Origin of the sequence: Aureliella helgolandensis (assembly GCF_007752135.1) — a bacterium.
Taxonomy (GTDB): Bacteria; Planctomycetota; Planctomycetia; order Pirellulales; family Pirellulaceae; genus Aureliella; species Aureliella helgolandensis.
In genome coordinates this window covers 5457267-5475485 of the sequence record NZ_CP036298.1, presented here as the reverse complement: position 1 = coordinate 5475485, position 18219 = coordinate 5457267, and the positions used below count along the sequence as shown (strand labels likewise).

General features: G+C 53.3%; 13 protein-coding genes and 2 pseudogenes. 5 read left to right on the top strand and 10 right to left on the bottom strand.

Going from position 1 to position 18219, the window contains the following annotated elements; genetic code table 11:
• Nucleotides 1-27: 27 nt before the first annotated feature.
• The 3 genes from Q31a_RS19005 to Q31a_RS18995 all read left to right on the top strand — a co-directional run bounded on the left by Q31a_RS19005 (nt 28) and on the right by Q31a_RS18995 (nt 2505).
• On the top strand, nt 28-774 hold the full coding sequence (locus Q31a_RS19005; protein WP_145081442.1) for a PEP-CTERM sorting domain-containing protein: 747 nt from the start codon (nt 28-30) through the stop codon (nt 772-774).
• A 139-nt stretch (nt 775-913) separates the two neighbouring features.
• Nucleotides 914-1684 carry a DUF1559 family PulG-like putative transporter gene (locus Q31a_RS19000; RefSeq protein ID WP_231691252.1) on the top strand — a complete coding sequence of 257 codons (771 nt, stop codon included), beginning with the start codon at nt 914-916 and terminating at the stop codon, nt 1682-1684.
• 5 nt (nt 1685-1689) lie between these two features.
• Nucleotides 1690-2505 (top strand): DJ-1/PfpI family protein, encoded by an 816-nt coding sequence (locus tag Q31a_RS18995; RefSeq protein ID WP_197355398.1) that lies wholly within the window; start codon nt 1690-1692, stop codon nt 2503-2505.
• 351 nt (nt 2506-2856) lie between these two features.
• Here the strand turns inward: Q31a_RS18995 and Q31a_RS18990 are convergent.
• Together Q31a_RS18990 and Q31a_RS18985 are read right to left on the bottom strand one after the other, a co-directional pair.
• Nucleotides 2857-3967: pseudogene (locus Q31a_RS18990) on the bottom strand (IS3 family transposase); the annotation flags it as partial.
• A 748-nt stretch (nt 3968-4715) separates the two neighbouring features.
• Complete coding sequence (locus Q31a_RS18985) at nt 4716-6119, bottom strand: cytochrome B6 (RefSeq protein WP_145081435.1); 1404 nt, start codon at nt 6117-6119, stop codon at nt 4716-4718.
• A gap of 47 nt (nt 6120-6166) precedes the next feature.
• On the opposite strand from Q31a_RS18985, the gene Q31a_RS18980 reads away from it, so the two are divergent.
• Nucleotides 6167-6346, top strand: a complete 180-nt coding sequence (locus Q31a_RS18980) for a hypothetical protein (RefSeq protein ID WP_145081432.1) — start codon at nt 6167-6169, stop codon at nt 6344-6346.
• A 189-nt stretch (nt 6347-6535) separates the two neighbouring features.
• Complete coding sequence (locus Q31a_RS18975; protein ID WP_145081429.1) at nt 6536-7132, top strand: hypothetical protein; 597 nt, start codon at nt 6536-6538, stop codon at nt 7130-7132.
• A gap of 726 nt (nt 7133-7858) precedes the next feature.
• On the opposite strand, the gene Q31a_RS18970 is transcribed toward Q31a_RS18975, so the two are convergent.
• From Q31a_RS18970 to Q31a_RS18935, 8 genes and pseudogenes are all read right to left on the bottom strand, one after another.
• Nucleotides 7859-9409 (bottom strand): glycoside hydrolase family 172 protein, encoded by a 1551-nt coding sequence (locus Q31a_RS18970; RefSeq protein WP_145081426.1) that lies wholly within the window; start codon nt 9407-9409, stop codon nt 7859-7861.
• 206 nt (nt 9410-9615) lie between these two features.
• Entirely contained in the window at nt 9616-10707 is a 1092-nt protein-coding gene (locus Q31a_RS18965; RefSeq protein WP_197355397.1) for an integrase core domain-containing protein, read from the bottom strand.
• A 35-nt stretch (nt 10708-10742) separates the two neighbouring features.
• A complete protein-coding gene (locus Q31a_RS18960; protein ID WP_145081423.1) occupies nt 10743-11063 on the bottom strand; it encodes a transposase in 321 nt (106 codons plus the stop codon).
• A gap of 69 nt (nt 11064-11132) precedes the next feature.
• Nucleotides 11133-12560: pseudogene (locus Q31a_RS18955) on the bottom strand (sulfatase family protein); the annotation flags it as partial.
• A 68-nt stretch (nt 12561-12628) separates the two neighbouring features.
• Complete coding sequence (locus Q31a_RS18950) at nt 12629-14119, bottom strand: sulfatase family protein (RefSeq protein ID WP_231690835.1); 1491 nt, start codon at nt 14117-14119, stop codon at nt 12629-12631.
• Nucleotides 14094-15902 (bottom strand): arylsulfatase, encoded by a 1809-nt coding sequence (locus Q31a_RS18945; RefSeq protein ID WP_145081414.1) that lies wholly within the window; start codon nt 15900-15902, stop codon nt 14094-14096. Before Q31a_RS18945 ends, Q31a_RS18950 begins: the two co-directional genes overlap by 26 nt.
• A 61-nt stretch (nt 15903-15963) precedes the next feature.
• On the bottom strand, nt 15964-16719 hold the full coding sequence (locus Q31a_RS18940; protein WP_145081411.1) for a 3-keto-disaccharide hydrolase: 756 nt from the start codon (nt 16717-16719) through the stop codon (nt 15964-15966).
• Between the two features lie 34 nt (nt 16720-16753).
• On the bottom strand, nt 16754-18211 hold the full coding sequence (locus Q31a_RS18935) for an arylsulfatase (protein WP_145081408.1): 1458 nt from the start codon (nt 18209-18211) through the stop codon (nt 16754-16756).
• Nucleotides 18212-18219 lie beyond the last annotated feature (8 nt).

Here is an 18219-nt window from a genome sequence, read left to right as displayed (position 1 = left end):
CCTTAACAACACATCAAAGGTCCCATCATGATGCTATTCGCACGCTCAATCCTGCTGCTAAATATTGTCACATTATGCTTCACTCCACCCTTGTTCGCAGACTTGGTGATTGGTGGCTCAGCGACTATCGAGTTCGATACGTCTTCATCGATGTTTAGCTCGCTTGCGTTGGACCGATTCTACGGAACGGGATCGGGGGTTGACTCCGCAACAGGTACAGAAATTACAGCGGGAACAGGGGGCGGCGTGGATCTGTCTTCGAGTAGCGGCCTTGTAAACCTAAACCACACCGTGAATGGAGCTTCAGTTACCAACCCAGACGCACGTCGTGGTCGGCAGGCGACCAACGCCGATATCGATACAACTAGTGCAGCGACGATTGCTGCAAGCTGGTCTTCCAACGAGCAGTTTGGTATCGACGGTGTCACTCGCTTTTCTACGGTCCAAGGCCCATTTGTTTTAGGCGACTTCGCCGTTACCTTCGATTCTCTGAATACTAGATTGACGCTTGTCAACAATTTTGACTTCCCGAATTCACCAACGTTTTATGTGGATACGCCTACGTTTGTAACAGCTGCCAATGGCTTTACAGCATCCGGCGACCTGCGAATTGGCTCTACGCTGGGATTATTTGGCTTCTCGGTGGGTGATGATGTTGGTTTTTTCAATTTGAACGCGACCACCGCTGTACCTGAGCCATCATCGGGAGTGCTGCTGTCAATGAGTTCCCTTGGTCTAGCGTTGATGCGCCGTCGCAAGTTGCTTGCTCGCTGATCGCTCTTTAGTGGCAAAACACGCGACACTGATTCGTAGCGGGTTGCTGAAATAGGAGATGAATGCGATGGCCACCAGTAGCTCCAGTCGCAGCGTGTTAACGGAGCGTAGATCTTGCAAACTTGGGGCGCGGTCCGCCATGACGCTGGTCGAGTTGCTGGTAGTCATTGCAATTATTGGCGTTTTAATCGGCCTGCTACTACCTGCGGTGCAGGCTGCTCGCGAAGCATCCAGGCGAATGCAATGCCAGAACAACTTAAAGCAGGTTGCTCTGGCGATTCATAATTTCGAATCGGCCGAACGAAAATTGCCCGGCAACGAGAATTTCAGTTTTCCCGATCCCTATCGCTATTCGAACACATTTTGGTTGATAAAGGGCCAAGTTGAAGCTCAATATGCGCAGTTGACTTCACAGCTGCAGTGTTTCATCTGCCCAACAGATGCCACTCAAGTTGGGACGAATCAACAGCGGATCACTTCCTACACGACGAACGAGGTTGTATTCGACCCCGGTCCCAATCCCAATCCGAAATCTGGCAGACTAAGTCGCTACAGTTTGATCGGCGCTTTTGGACAGAAAGGCGCGTCCAACACGGTGATGCTGGCTGAACGTGTTGTTCAATGCGATTTCCCCCAAACGGGTCCATGGTCAAACTGGGCCGGCAGCTATTTCGAAAGCTATTGGAACCTCAACTACTTGCCGCTCGAACCGCTACAGCCACTGTCAAGCAATTGCGGGGTTCGTAGTCGAGGCGATTGTAGCCTGAATTGGTTTAGCAGTAGTCATAAGGGACTCATCAATGTCTCTCTGGGGGACGGAAGTGTCCGATCTGTTGACGCCATTATTGACGCGGCCGTTTGGCAACGCGCATACGATTTAAACAACCTCGAACCACTGGGTGACTGGTAGATTCCATGAGTGAAACTTCAAAACCAAGTAGCATTTCGCGTAGGCAGTTGCTGCAGTTGTCCAGCGGACTTGCCGCAACTTGTATGCTGGGCTGTACTCATGATCAAGTGACGACGCTTGAGGCGACAGTCCAATACGCCAAGCACGAGATCTTGATGCTTGTGTACCCACGTTTCACAACACTGGACCTGATCGGACCTCAGCACGTCTTTGCCTTGCTCGGGCCGGAGTACAAGACACGCTTAGTGTGGAAGGATACGACTGAAGTCATCTCAGATACCGGAGTTCCCATTCGGCCGACAATGTCATTCGATGATTGCCGACCGGCACCAGAGATTCTCTTTATCCCGGGAGGAACCGATGGCACCTTGGCTGCGATGGAAGACAAACAAGTACGCGAATTCGTAGCCAAGATGGGAGCCGAGGCAACCTACGTGACCAGCGTCTGTACTGGATCGCTCATCTTAGGTGCTGCTGGGCTACTGAACGGTTACAAGGCAACTTCGCATTGGTTAGCTCTGAAGGTCCTAAAGGAGTTTGGAGCCGAGCCGATCGAGCAACGAGTCGTTGTTGACCGCAATCGTATCACCGGAGCCGGGGTGACGGCGGGAATTGACTTTGCGCTCACGTTGACATCGTTGATCAAAGATGACGACTATGCCAAGTCAGTGCAATTGATGATGGAGTATGATCCTCAACCGCCATTTGAATCTGGAAATCCCAATATTGCATCGGCTGAGTCGGTCAAGCTATTGGAAGCAATGGCAGATCCGTTTCTGGAAGGCGTCAAGGCCACCAAGGTAAAGATCGCCACTCAATGAACCAACGAGCAAGGCGCCGCAGAATGGCTCTTGCGGACCCGATTAGTGCCCAACAAATATAACGAACGTCTACCGCCATTCTTAACAAACAAAAAGGAAGTAATGATGCTTCGGTTCGCCAACTTAGTTCTCTTCATTTCAGTCGCCTGCCTGGGATGTGCATTCCTAACAAATGCGGCTTCCACATCCTGCTTTGCGCACGACATTTGAATCGAAACAAGTAGCAGTTTAGTTCGCATTGATGAACCAGTAGCCATTCAAATGAAACTTGCAAACTGTCGCCATGGTAAGCCAGACTGGAATGCCCCCATTTGCTGTACCAGGGGGTATGAAAGGGTCGTTTAGGAAACAAGTAACGGCACAGCGAAGTGCGAATTCCTTGGTAGTCAGGCAACCAAGCGAACTGTGCGGCCGGTGGCCGTTGTAGTCTTCGCGCCAGGCTCGTGCCTGGACCCTTGCATCCGCTACGCTGAGTAGCTCCGCCTGGTGCAAGTACTCGTCCCGTAGCTTTCCATTAAAACTCTCGCACAGGCCGTTCTGCCAGGGTGACCCCGACTCGATATAAAAGACGTCAACGCTCAATGCCTCCAGCCACGACTTGATGGCCGTCGAGATAAACTCAGGTCCATTGTCGCAACGGATTCGCTTTGGGACGCCATGTATCGAGAATAACGCCGCCAGTGCGTCGATGGCATCTTCACTTGGGATACTGCGACCAACCTTGATACTCAAGCAGAGCCGAGTGTACTCGTCGACGATATTCAGAAATCGAATCGAACGTCCATCGGTCGTCGAAGAATGCACGAAATCCCATGTCCAAACGTTGTGTTCAAAACCAGAGGGCGCGAGGTGGCAGGCGTTAGCTTTTTCTCAGAAAGATCGTCGTTTGCGCTGTTTTCTTACCACTTTTAGCCCTGCAGCTTCCATAGTCGATACACACGTCTACTGTTGATAACTTCGCCAGTTCGGCGTAGTAGCACTCCAATTTGGCGGTATCCGAATCGTGGCCGCTGTCGAACAAATTCAAGGATCTTCCTGGTTAGCCGAGCATCTTCGTCCTTCGGTTGCCCTACATATCGCTGGCTCGATCGCGGCTGATCGAGTACGTCGCATGCGCGACGCTCCGAAACGGAAAACTTCCGCTGAAGCGTCTGCACTGCATCACGACGCGACTGAGGGCTGGTCAGTTTCCCTTTGTGATTTCCTTCAGCATCTGAATGTCCAGAGCTTGATCGCCAATGATCCTATTCAAGCGACTATTTTCCTGCTCAAGCAGCTTCAAACGCTTGGCCTCCTCGCTCTTCATTCCACCATATTGACTTCGCCAGCGGCTCAGAGTCGCTTGGCTCACTTCGAGTGATTGCAACACTTCGCCGACGCTCTTGTCTGCTGCGAGCATCGCATCAGCGTCTCGCAACTTCATAAAGATCTGCTCTGGGGAGTGTCGTTTGCGGTTCTTCATAAAAAAGTCCATTCGCCATTTGGGCTAATAGACTTTCATAACTCATGGAGCAGGTTGGGGGGAGCACGCCAGTTCGTCACCGAAAACTCTTCTTGATCCAACGGCGTAGCGTGCTGCTCTTCGACGCGGGACATTCAACAATTCTCCGATTCAAATCACTGAAATCCATTGACCGGCGCACGCCCTGCCCTGTTAGTGTCGTGCCATTATTACCGAGAATCGCTCGGACTACCATTGCACGATTGCCGCAGCAATCTCGCCGAAGCGGAAACTTGTGGAGCGAGCTGCGGGATTGCATTTACCGCCGTCAGCCCCCTCTCCGCTAAAAAAGGGGCGAGCATAGAGTAAGGTGTTCGCGTTTTGGGAAACTCACCTTTGCCGCTCGCATAGAAGGATTGGGCATGAACATTGCGTAGGCTTGCGCAGAGCAAAACACCGTCAAACGGTATTTGCAACAACGGCTGCAAGTCCTGGCCCGCCGAATCCATAGCGTATCGGTGCGTACACCGGAAGGCTCGCCGGGGCCGGACTCCGTAGTCAGCCTTGGTCGTCCGACCACCCAGCGAAGTCTCTCCCTAAAGCCGAGTTGCGAAAAAAGTACTGATCGTCGTCGGCAATGCAGATTCTGACCAACGAATGACACGTGAGGTGCGGCAGGTCGCATTGCCTGCTGACGATGACCATCGACCTGAATAGCTGGTGGGAAGAGAGTTGGAATGGCTCGTCGCCTATGCGACCATATCGGGTGTCATAGACATCGCATGAACGCGACGAGATCGGACTTTTCTTGAGCATTTAGGTTTACGCCAGTGACGAGGTCGAAGAACTCCACCGTGTCCTCCAACGTCAACAACCGACCATCGTGCAAGTACGGCGGCGAGTCTTTAATACCGCGAAGAGGGAAGGTCTTGATCGGCCCATCGGCGACGGCCCTGCGGCCTAGAATCGTTTTAGGTTCGTGAAAACGTTCCACTTGCATGTTGTGCATCAGGTTATCGGTGTAGTACGGCGCGGGATGACATACGGCACACTGCGACTTGCCAAAAAACAATTCTTGACCGCGCAATTCCTGCTCGGTCGCTTTGCTCTCGTCGAGCTTGCCGAAGACGTCCAACTTGGGAGCGGGCGGGAAGTCGAGTATGGCTTCAAACTCGGCCATGGAATGGACCTGACTTCCCCGCTCCAAAACGTTTACGCCCTTCTTCGTCGCGATTACTGGATCGCCGTCGAAGTATGCGGCACGCTGTTCAAACTCGGTGAAGTCTTCAATTGTCTTCAGGGCTCGCTGGGATCCGAATAGTCGCTGGATATTCACTCCACGCAGTGTCGGAGTATCGATCCGATGGCGAAACTCTTGAGGGCGGATGTCGCCGACCAAATGCGTTGCGGCATTGGTATGACCGTTGACGTGACAATCGAAACAGGTCACACCGCGTGAGGCTTTCAGCGAACGTCGATCGTGCGTCGAATTAAACTGCTGTTGCTGCGTCGGCATGACCAGCAAACGCAGCCCTTCGAGTTGCTTGGGGTTCAGGATTCCGTTGAACAAACCGTAATAGTTGTCGATTGTGACGACTTTGCCCTGCGAAACGTCGCCCAGATCAGGTCGCGTCGTCAAATAGATTGGTGGTGGAAACTCAGGCAGAAAATGTGTCGGCAGGTCAAAATCAAGATCGAAGCGAGTGAGATCGCGGCCTTCTTGCTTCTTGATTTCGTCGATATGAAAATCCGGAAAGACCATCCCGCCTTCCGGGTGATTGGGATGCGGTAGTGGATAGAAACCGGCTGGCCACAAACCGCGACTCTTGATTTCCGCAGGACTCATTACGCCTAATTGTTCCCAAGTCACACCGCTTGGCAACTTCACTCGAACGCCGATTTGAACGGCTTTCCCTTTCGACATTTGCACTCCTTCGTCGATGCGTTCCGAAAGGTCGTATCGCTGCTCTAGGAGGGCCGAGTGCTTGGCAGCGATCTCAGCCTTGGCGGCACTCATCCGCTGGACGACGGTTTCGAATGATTCTTGTTCGACAACGGGAGCGTAGCTGGACGGCGGAGCATCTTGGGCAAGTGTCGCAGTTCCGGCAAGTAATGAAGCGGCAATAGCCCCCACATATCTGGTGTAAGCGGGGAAACGGCTGAGAACTTTCATAGCTATTCCTTTATCGAAGAGGTGGAAGGTACCGCCGATACTTAACAGTGAATGTTGGACTTCGCATTCTGTTCACTGCCCTGTTGGGGGCTGAGTTGATTCGCACATGCAATCTTCGTTCCACTTCCTGGATTGTGGGCTACGAGAATCGAAGGCAGGCGGTATTCAAAACGCAGTTTAACACACTCAGTGAATGCGACGTTCGCGAATCAATCGTCCACGAATAGCGAAAAGGCAGAAAAGATCAATCCATTTGTCCAATCTAAATGGCAACTACTGTGCGTACACTGGGGCAAGTGTGCGGCGTGGAGCGCGCGGGACGCAGATGACGAAGGCTATAGTGGACGAGGCCCGCGAGTCCCAATGAGCTGACTATCCATCGGGACGCGCGGGCCTCGTCCACTACCGACAAGTGAATGAGATGTCGTAGCCTCGCCCTACTGTTGGTTCTCTACACACTCACGACTTTTGCTGCTGAGCTACCCGCCCAGAATCCAACGCCAGCATCGATCGCGCGGCAGCGATTCAATCAGGTGTTCGTCAAGGTGATCATGCCGGTCATCACTCGCACTCCGAAGCAGGATGGACCAGCCGTCGAGTCCTGGGTTGCAGAGCAACTCAAAGAACTGGGCGAGCCCGAGTATTTCGCTGTCACAGACTGGGTGCCTGTTTGTGACGGACTGCTTGAGGACGATGAAGTCGACAATCGCGTCTGGAGTGGTAGTCTTGTCGGCAAGAACTCTAGTGGCTTTTGCCCTGTTAGCGGCGACCTTCCTGAACGCAAAGATGGCCGCGTGTTGGTTCTCGTTGGTGGCTGGGATCCAGGCGGGGGGCACGAGGCGAAGGTCACACTGGTGGATGAACCTGGCACTCGAGCCGTTGAGCCGGTGCTGCCTTGTTCTGCTCGCGGAAAAAGAAAGGCGATTCCAGGTGAAACGCCGCTGGCTTATGTGGCCGTCCTGATTGGGCCGCCACCTCGAGAACGTGTCACGTCACACAGCAATGACGAATAGGCAGAACCGAGATATGCAAGAATCGAACTGGAGATGTTTGAATGGCTAGCGGGTGTAACTCCCGCCTGAGTAGAAGCTAAGTAACTTCGCAAGATTCGGTTCTGGGCTTTAAGCTCGGTACTTGTCGAGCAAGTTCCTGTCGAGAGAGGGAGGCCTGGAGTGCAAGAAGCGGATGAATGATGGCTGCCATCTTGGTCTGCTGATCCCTTGCAAATCTTGGAATGATCGAAGTGGCGAGGTTTTTGTACCCCGCTAGTCCGAAGAGCATGCGTGGGCCATTGGGGGCGCAACGCGACTGCAATGGGACGACGAGGGTGGCGCCAGAGTAGTGCTGTGACGGACGTGAGAATCGTCGCCGCCAATCAGAGCAGTTCGTTCGAGCGGTACCAAGTGTCAGGATGCACGCGGTCAGTAGGCAGCCCATCACTAGCCTGTTCCATCGTCCGACAGAGACGCCGCCAACCGATGCTCAAGCTTCAAAGTGAGAACTTCTCAAACCCCCACTTCTGTGTCAGGTTTTCAGTAAACGGTAGCGTCCGCTCTACGGGACCGAACGGGACTCGAAATCGCTAAACCACCGTGCTCATTGTGTTCGCGTCATTTCCGAAACAGAGAATGCTTATGAAGAGGGGGCGCTACTGGGAGGCTGTAACAACTGATGTCACCGTATCCGAGATCATCAACAAAGATGACAGCGCAATTTGGCGTGCGGCCGCCGCTACTCTTTCAGTTCGGTTCGCTCACGGATACGTTTTCGGCTATTGGGACGACCGGAATGTTGAGCGCTTCGGTGGGATCCGGATTGTGGTTGGAGGTTGTATCCGCATCGCCGTACCAATAGACACCCACTCCGTATCCCATGTCGCAATCCGTCCAAGACCAAACTTCCATGTCAAGTTGAAGTGATGACGCAAATGGAATCGTATCGAGTCCGCGGGTGCGAGTCTCAGTACTAAAGCCTTGCGTATTCTTTTCGTCGATCTTGGGCTTGCGGTTCAGTTTGTTGTACTTGTGACTGAACGTTTGGGCGTGGAATGGGTGTTCGTAGAAGTCGGTACTGCGACCTCCCCATGAGTAGGCGTAGTAGTCTTCGGTGCCTGTGCCAAAGATCGACGGGAACGCTTCGCCATCGGCGTAGATTTTCTCGTCTCCCTCACCCCACCATCTCGACACGGGATTCATCACCGTCAGCGTATCGCCAACATAGACGCCGCGCCCTTTGAGTTTGACGTAGTTCCAATCGGAAAACGGCCTCGTCGGAACGGGATATCGGCCTCGCCAACCCGCGTGAAAGTACATGCTGGACGAGTCCCATTTCCAATCGTCGACCGTTGCCGATAGCTCGACATCCACCGGCTTATCGCTCAAGTTCAGGATCGAGACCATCGCGTTGTTTTGGTACGGCATTACCCAGCGACAGGTCAGCGTACCATTAGCGTTAATCGTGCGATACCAACCTTGAAACGGGTTCAAGCCGATACCGCTACCAAAGAAGTCACCGATAGGACACCATACAGTTTCCTTTTCGTCAAAACTCATTCTTAGAATGACTTGTCGAGTAATATTCGGGTCGTCATAGTTGTCCAGGTTGAGCGATAATGTTCGGACCGACGCAGTGCCGTCGGGTAGTGGTAAGGAAACGTCCAGTCCGCTTTCGACGGACTGTTTTCGTTTCACAACTTCGCCACGGACTGACTTCGCGGGGTGCAAGAGTGACTGACAGGTCGTTTCGATCAAGGACTCAACCGCCTGGAAATCGTCCATCGAGAATGTCTGCACTTCGACATTTTCGTTGTAATCACGGTATGTGAACTGGAAGAAGAATGGATGGTGCGACATCGTTATCTTGCAGCTCTTGGCATACGGAATCGGAAAGAAGGACACGGCCGAGCGAAGAGACTCGTGGGCCAAAGGAAATGGTACGAGTCCTTTTCCTTGAAACAACTCGAACATATTACCTTCGATGGTCGGCTCAGAAGCGCCATCCAAGTAAAATCGTATGACGGTATCCGTTTCGGGTTTCAGCTGGTTCGGCCACGGAACCCAAACACGGGTAATCGCTCCCGCACCCTTGTCTTCCATGACCACCCATTCTTTACGACCGTTGTTCTCTTCCGTGCGAACGAAATTCTTTTGTTTGTCGCTTGTACTGCGGTCAACATTACTAAACCAACCTTTGGGCTCGTCGGGAGTCTTTGACAAGCGATCGTAACTACTAGCCTGCTTTAGCCGGAAATCCTGTTTCGGGAAACGTGCCAGTGAATCGCGGTCAAGCATTTCGCGTAGCAGGGATTCGATTGAAACAGACTTCCCACCCGACATGATGCTGGTCGGCTGGTCGGGTGTATTGGTTCAGCCTAAGATGTGAAAACGCGGATTGAGAATAGCATAGTAAAGAAATGAATTTTCGGTTGTTTGGATGCAAAGGGGGCTAGCCCCCAAACCCCCAGGATTTTGCGCCTTGGGGGCCATTAACAAGCTCGTCAATGTGCTGGAACCCTAGTGACTAATGAGGGCTCATGTTGCCCTCCACGGATGTTTGTCAACGGCGATGATGCGGCGCTCGAGTTGCTTCCCAGCAGTGCTCTATCCTCCGCAGCATTGCTGTTAGCATAGCTTATTCCTAGCGGAGCGTCCGAACATCCCGGCGTCGCTTTCTGACGTTTGGTTGCACGCGATTGTGCTCGTAACATGCGGGCTTCCTCGACCTTTCGGTCACGCTCCTCAAGGATCGCTTGCTGCCGTCCTTCGAGCATCGCTTGCGGAGTTACATAGCCTACAGCACTATGTAGACGTACGGTGTTGTAATCTTCCACAAACTTGGCTACTCCGCGTTTAGCTTCTTCCAAGTTCAAGGGGCTCAGTGGCCGGATACACTGACTCTTGATCGTGCGATGATATCGTTCGATCTTACCATTGCTTTGCGGGTAGTACGGGCTTGTACGCACATGCTTCATGCCACACAATCGCACGAAGTGTTTGAAATCTTTGGCGATGAATTGCGGCCCGTTGTCAGAGATGATTCGTGGTCGCGCATCGGGATACTTTTCTCGTGCCTTTTGCAGCACGACCTCGATATCCATCTCTTCCATCTTCTCACGAATATCCCAGTGCACCACACTACGACTGAAGCCGTCGAGTACGGTCGCCATGAAGTAAAACGTCCCTGCGATGTTCAAGTAAGAGATGTCGATATGCCAATGTTCGTGAGCCACAAGAGGTTGCTGAAAGCCAGTCCCCTTTTTTGACTTACGACTATTTCTACGCAATAGGCCCGCGCTGCTGAGTACGCGATACACCGTCCCGGCACTGCACGCGACGATGTTTGCGTCAATCATCATGTAGGTCAGCCGCCGATAGCCCTCCAGTGGATGATCGAAATGGAACTTGAGGATGGCCTGCTTCTCCTCTTCGTTGAGCCAATGGTCACGCGGTACCCAGCCGTTGTGCTCGTAGGTCCGTCCGTAACTCCGACTCCAGTTAGAGAAAGTCGATGACCATAATCCGACCCATGTAAGCAGTTGCTTGCTGGTAACATCCGTGGCCGCCGTCCATTTGCGTACGAAGTCGACCACCGCATCACGTTGTTCGTGGGGAACCCAGGTGCGATTTAAGATTCCCCAAGCTCTTTTTTTAGCTCGACGTGCTCCTGCAGTAGTTCGGCAATGACTTCGTTTTTCTGCTGCAGCTTCGCTTCGAGCTTCTCGATCTTGGCGGCATTGGCATCCTGCTGCATACGCACGTTGGCGGCGTTCTTTTTACGCTCGAATGCGCCTGCTGCGTTTTCAAACAGCAGCTTTTGCCAATTGTAGAAATTGACGACACTGATCCCGTGCTTGTCACAGACCTCTGAAACGGGCACCTTCTCAATCAAGTGCTCGCGTACAATCGCTATCTTCTGTTCTGGCGTTAAAATCTTACGTGTTGACATTCTGCGATACCCTTTATGGAACCGCTATACTCTACCACGCGTTTCATGACACACTTGCAAAATGAGCAATACATTGCCGTCGTGGATATCACTGTTGACCGAACCCACAAAGCTGACCGCTGGCGGGCCGGCGAAAGTGTGAGTGCCAGGTTTCCGCCCTCCGAAACCACCGCTGCCGCGAGCCGGGATGTACATCCACTTTCCCTTCCGCAGCGATAGGTGTGTGTTTTTGAACGGGGCGAGAACCAGATGGTCGCGTATTGGTTGCGCCGGTTCGCCGGTGATGGCAGGCAGCATGTTGACGCTGTCCGCCTGCTGAGTCTTTTCCAACGTTTGTCCAGTGAGTGCCGCAAACGTTGCGAGCATGTCGACGTTGCCGATCAATTGGTTGGACACGGTACCGGCTTTCACTTTGCCCGGCCAGCGCACGATCAACGGAACGCGGTGACCACCTTCCCAAACGCCGAACTTGAACCCCAGCAAATCGCCGTTCTGTCGATGCCCAGACTTAAACGCAGCCTGTCCGCCGAGGTTGAACATGCCACCGTTGTCACTGGTAAAGATCACCAGCGTATTATCACTCAACCCATTGTCTTCGAGGCACGTAAGAATTTCGCCGACGATCCAATCCAGCTCATGGATCGAGTCGCCATAGAGTCCACACTGGCTGGTCCCCTGAAACTGCTTGGCGGGCGTGAAGGGATGATGAATATTCGTGGTTGCCAAATAGAGAAAGAACGGTTTGTCTTTGCGTTCTTTGATCCACGCGACCGATTTTTTTGCGAGAGTTGTTCCGACCTGATAGTCATCGAATAACTCGTGAGCCTCCTTCGCCCCGCCGAATTGGTTGGGGCTTCGCTGCGCAGCTTCCGGTGGAATGGGGGTGATCGGTGTCGCGTCGTTTGCATTCTTGCCAAGATGAACCAGAGGGTCGTTGGGGTCACTGCCGACGATGCGATCGTTTTCAACGAAAACGTACGGCGGTGCACTGTTGACCACCGGCATTCCAAAGTAGTAGTCGAAACCGAGTGATTGCGGACCTGGGTCGAGCGGTTCCTGCCAGTCGTTCTTTCCCTTGCCGAACCCCAGATGCCACTTCCCGAAAGCGGCCGTCGCGTAGCCGCTGCTCTTGAAAACATCCGCGATCGTCTGCTTGGCCGTATCGATGATCAGAGGAGAAGTGACGGGCGCCGGCCCCCAAACTCCTGCGCCTCCATTCGCACGCAAAGGGTATTCGCCCGTTAACAGCGCGTAACGCGAGGGCGTGCATACAGCTGAAACCGAATGAGCATCCGTGAACCATCGTCCTTCGGCGGCTAGACGATCAATATTGGGTGTCTGCACCTTGGACGCGCCATAGCATCCAAGATCACCGTAGCCTAAATCGTCGGCAAAGATCAGAACAACGTTGGGGCGATTCTCATCGCCACGGCAAAGCGTTGTCCAAGATATCGAAAGAAGGACAGCCGCAAGCGAGAAAATGGTTAAGTATTTCATAGTGTTTCTTGAGCGCTGAAATGGAGTAATGTTCTTGCGGACGTAGAACGAATTGCCTGCGATCCTAATCATCGCGTGTTGTTCTTCAGGAGCTTCTTGCGGGATTTCGATAGGCTGTTTGTGCTGGGCGCAGCAGGCAGAGACGCTGTCCATGTATCAAGCTTTTCCGACAAATTCCGTATAATCTCCGGATAGTCACCAGCGACATTGTGTTTTTCTGCCCAGTCGCTTTCCAGGTCGTACAGCTCCATTAGGTTGCGTTCTTCGTTTACCAGCAATTTCCACTTGCCGTCGCGAACTCCGCTGGACGGCCATGTGTAGTCTTGGTTGTCGCCACCTTTCCATTGCCAAAAAATTGGTTTCGTCCGCTGCCATGGCTCGCCCTTGAATGCGGCAAGTGCACTTTGTCCATCTGGCTTGTATCCTTCTGGAAGCGATTCTCCAGCGACATCCAAAAACGTCGGCAGTAAATCCACTGCAGTCAGCACGGATGTTGTGTCAGTCTTGCCTGCCGGAACGACACCGGGCCAGCGAACAATGAAGGGAACGCGAATGCCGCTCGCAAACAGAGAGCGTTTTCTGCCTTTCAATCCGCCCGTTTCACCGACGCTGTAGTAGCCACCCAAGCCACTGGATTCATCCTTGCCATGGTACTTGTGCGTTACGTCTTTCGTGAATTCGGGGCCGTTGTCCGTGGAGAAGGCGACAAGCGTATTGTCGTCGATCTTCAAGTCTTTGAGCAATGAAAGGATACGGCCGACGCCTTCATCTCCTTCGGCGATGACAGACGCATAAACCCTCTTCTGCTCATCGAGATCCTTGAACTGCTGAAGGTACTTTGGCTGCGGAAAGTGCGCCAAATGCGCTTCATGAAGCCACAAGTTGACGAAGAATGGCTCTCGCTTGAACTCCTTGATAAACTTGATGGCATGATCCACCGATGCGAGTCCATCCTTCTTGATTTCAATGTTTCCAGAGCCATTGAACGTGGCAAAGCGGTCGTAGCCATACGCATCTTCCGCCGGTGAATCAGCAACATTGCCAAGGTGCCACTTGCCGAAATGCCCGGTTTTGTAGCCCGAATTTTTCAGCATTCGAGGAAGCGTGGGAGCTTGCGGGTCGAGCCAATCGGGCATGCCTCGTTGGATGTGAGCCTTCACGCTTTGGAAATGCTGATGCACACAGTGCCGAGCCGGAAACTGGCCCGTCATTACGGCGACACGACTTGGCGAGCACACCGGACTATTCACGGTGAAGTTCGCGAAATCAATTCCCTCTTTTGCCATCCGGTCGAGGTGTGGAGTCTTACAGAACGAGCTGCCGTGATAACTCAGATCTCCGTATCCCCAGTCGTCGGCAAAAATGAAAATGATATTCGGCTTTGCAGTGTCTGAGGCCTGACCAGCGTCGCAACAATAGACAAGCACGCAAAGCAAAAGAGTGATTTTCTTCCAGTTCGTGTTGTTCGTCATACGTTTCTCAGTGGGATGGTGCGATATCGCAAAGCGATTGCAGCGACGAATGGGGGCAGTCTCATTCAAGACGGGTAACGACAACATAGTAGGCCCCCAGTTCGCCTTCCTGGATTTCGAAGACTGGGGCGAGACGGTATGATCCCTGCTTGAGTTCCGTAACAAAGCTGACTTCCTTGGCATCTTCCGTGATTGGCTTTCGATCAAGATCCTGATCGTTGATACGGAGGACTGCGTGCGTTGCGCCGATTGCGTTACCCGGCACACTACGAAACGCATGAGCTGGCCCTGGAACATTCTTGCCCGCAGAAAGACCCGCGTTGACCGCGGCCTCGGATTCGGCAGGCCAGCGACGGAGCGAAACCCGATATTTCCCATCCTGAATGACCTTCACAGCCCAGTAACCCAGGTGCTTGAGCTTCGCATCTCCTTTGGCCGGTTTGCGATCCGCTTCTCGGATCGATCCCTGGTGCCATGGGGGATAGATCTCCTGAATCCAATCGTGGGCAGTCAGGCTAACGACCGGATGCTCGGGATGCCCCAAGTAGATTTCAGTGGTCTGCGAGAACGTCGGTTGCAACTCGGCCCACCAGCCTTCGTAGAATTCACGCATCTCCGCGACGATTTCTGGGTGCTTATCGGCAATGTTTTTTTTCTGTCCGGGGTCGGACGCAACGTCATACAGTTCCTTGCGATTGACCAGTCGATACTTGCCCGTCATGACCGACGAGCCACGCCATTTGATGGGATCACGAACGCGTTGCGAATCACTAATCACGAAACGCTTCGGCCAATCGACCTCCTTCGTCGGGTCGAGCAAATCAGCAATTGAAACACCATCAAACTTCACGCCGTCGGGTTTCTTGACTCCCGTCATTTCAAGCAGCGTTGGGACAACATCGACCGCGTGTGTCAGCTCATTGACGTCATACTGTTTCGTAAGTCCACCGGCTGGCCAGTGCAAAAAGAAAGGAACACGGTGTCCGCCTTCGTAGGGGCTGCCCTTGCCGGCTTTCATGCCGGCGTTGTAGACTTTAGCACCGCTGGCCGTACCGTTGTCGGTGGTGAAGATAAAAATGGTGTTGTCCGCAATCCCAAGTTCTCGGATCAACCGCCGAGTCTTGCCGACATTGTCGTCGATATTGGTAATCATCCCGTAGAAGGCAGCGATGTTTTCGGACTGTCCATCGTACATTTCAAGATACTTCGGAGGGCAGTGCAGTGGCTTGTGAGGCGCATTGGTCGAGATGTATGCGAGGAACGGCTTCTCCTGTTTCGCACACTTGTTGATGAACGCGTTCGCCTGCTCAAAAAAGACATCTGTGCAGTAGCCTTCCGCGGGCACAATTTTGCCGTTGTGAAAATAGGAACCGTCAAAGTAGGCGTTGTCCCATAGGTCGGGAGTCTGACCGATTCCGCCACCGCCGTGACGGTAGACCTCCGTGAAGCCGCGATCTTCGGGACGATAGGGATAATTGTCGCCCAGGTGCCACTTCCCAAACATACCGGTTTCGTAGCCGGCGTCTGAAAACATCTGGCCGACAGTGACTTCGTTCTCGCGGAGCATCGAACGCCCCATGATCGTGTGCCAGACTCCGGTGCGGTTGGTCCAGTGCCCGGTGAGAAACGAACAACGCGTGGGCGAACAGGTTGGCGCGACATGGTAGTCGCTCAGGCCGGAACTTTCCGACGCCAGTTGGTCAATGTTTGGAGTCTTGATGATTGGGTTGCCAGTGCATCCCAGGTCGCCGTAGCCCTGATCATCGGAAATGACAATGACCACGTTGGGGAATTCTGCCGCGACGCAGTGCGCCTTCGTTGCGATCACTATCGAGAATGCGGCGAGACAAACGGAAATACATTTTTTCATGAGGTACTCGACTCAGTCTGAGGAATTTCGTGTCGGGCAAAGGGAGTGATTTTGGTTCGGGCTAATTCTTGTGGGTGCGTTCATGCACCCAGATGTTTCTGAACTTCACAGGCGATCCATGTTCCTGAAGAACGATCGGTGAGGTTGGCTGTTCCGGGAAGGCAGCATACTTGTTACGTCGTATCGACAGCCGGAAGTCATCGTGGATCAGTTTACCGTTCAGGTGCACCGTCACACGAGCGGCGCCTTTCTCTGTCATGGTTCCGTTCGCACCAAATTTTGCCGCTTGGAATTCCAAATCAATGGTCTGCCAAACGCCCGGCTCCAGGGCTGCATTTAGGTCGGGCACACGAAGTTGATAGATCGCACCGCAGTCCCCCATCCCGATGCTCTCCTTTGCTGCACTGTCAAGGATCTGCAATTCATATAGCGGGCCAAAGAAGAGACCACCGTTTCCTTTTCCGCCGTCCTCGTGCAACTGGAACTCCAAATGCAGTTGGTAATCGCCGAATTTCTCCTTGGTGCATAAGAACTGTTTGCGTTTCTTGCCTTCGAAGTCAAAGGCGATCTGCATCGACTCGTCATCAACGATCTCCCATTGAATTTCCCGTTGGTCATCTTTCGGATTGATCCATTGCCATGAGAAAGGCTTCCACGCATCAAAGTTCGAGCCGTCGAACAGCACCACCGCGCCGTTTGGCGGCGCGAGCCCCAGTGTTGGCGTCGACAAATCCTCGGCCGCGATCGGAGATACCGTTGCAACGGCTAAGACGAGCAACGCGGATAATGCACAACTTACCGGGTGCTCGATTCTCATTCGGTGAATACCTTTACTTCGTTATCAAGACGACTCATTTTGAGGACTTCAAGGCTGCGGGTCTGCGATTGTGTGGTGCCTGACGACGGTCCTTCTCAATCAGCTTGCGATCGTAGACTCCACCACCGTTCACGGGCTCGTGAGATTCTAACGCGTACGTGACCAATTGTTTGAGGATGTAGGGATGATCGGCGCCAATGTCACGTTTCTCTTCGGTGTCATGGGATACATCGTAGAGTTCCCAATCGCCGCCTCCGCGACGCATCGCTTTCCATTGATTCATGCGCACCGCGGTTTGGTTACCGTACTCCCAATAAAGGTGCGAATGCGTTTGCTGCCGCGACTTGCCCAGCAGCGTCGGCAGAAAAGAGAGCCCGTCTGATTGAGGACTCGTTGCACCGGTCAATTCTGCCAGCGTGGGCATGACGTCCTGAAAACACAGCAGGTGATCAGAAACCGCACCGGCTTCAATCTTACCTGGATATCGAACGAGATACGGAACTTTCAGACCACCCTCATAGAGTGAACCTTTCCCCGCCCGGAAACGCTTGCCGGTTATCGGGTTGAGATTGGGCCCGAAAAATCCATGTGGTCGTTCGGCGGTCTTGAAGTAGTCTTGCCCACCGTTGTCACCACAAAGAAAGACGATTGTGTTGTCGTCGATGTTCAAATCTTTTAACAACGCGAGTATCTCACCTAGTTGTCGATCGACCAGGTGCAGAAAAGCCGCGTAAACCCGCGCATCGCGATCCGTTTGCTGTCCCGCAGTCCACGGCTTGTCTTTGAACAACTGCCAGGAAGGGTCGTCGTCATCGATGGCCCACAGTCCATGCGGCGGTGTCCATGGCAGGTAGCAGAAAAACGGCTGGTCCTTGTTTTCGCGAATGAATCGCAGCGATTCCTTGAAGATTTCAATTTGAGCGTGTGTTTCGCCTTCGTAAAAGCTGTCGCCCGGGTTGCCCTTCAATGGCACTTCGCGACTGTTGCGAATGAGATACTGAGGATAAAACGTGTGGGCGTGGACCTGGTCGTAGTAGCCGAAGAATTCATCGAAGCCATGCTTTTCTGGAACGCCGGAAGTTCCGCGTCCGCCAATGCCCCATTTGCCGAAGCCACCCGTCGCATAGCCTTGCTTGCTGAGCATGCTTGCAAGTGTCGGTTCGTCCTCGCGAATTGGCGAGAACCCGTCATTGACGCGCATCGATGTGTGACCGGTGTGCAACCCCGTCAGCAACACGCAGCGGGTGGGGCCACACACGGGGGCGCCAGCGTAGGCGTTCGTAAAACGCGTGCCCTCGGTGGCAAATCGGTCGATGTTCGGCGTGAGCAGTTCCGAATGCCCCATGTGACCGGACTCGAAATAGCCCCACTCGTCCAGCATCAAGTAGATGATATTGGGACGATCAGCAGCGTCCGCAAGCCTGCCGGTCGTCAACAGGAGTGAAGCCAGACAGAGCCCGGTTCGTATCAGTCGTTTACACGTCAGGTTCATGTTCTTAC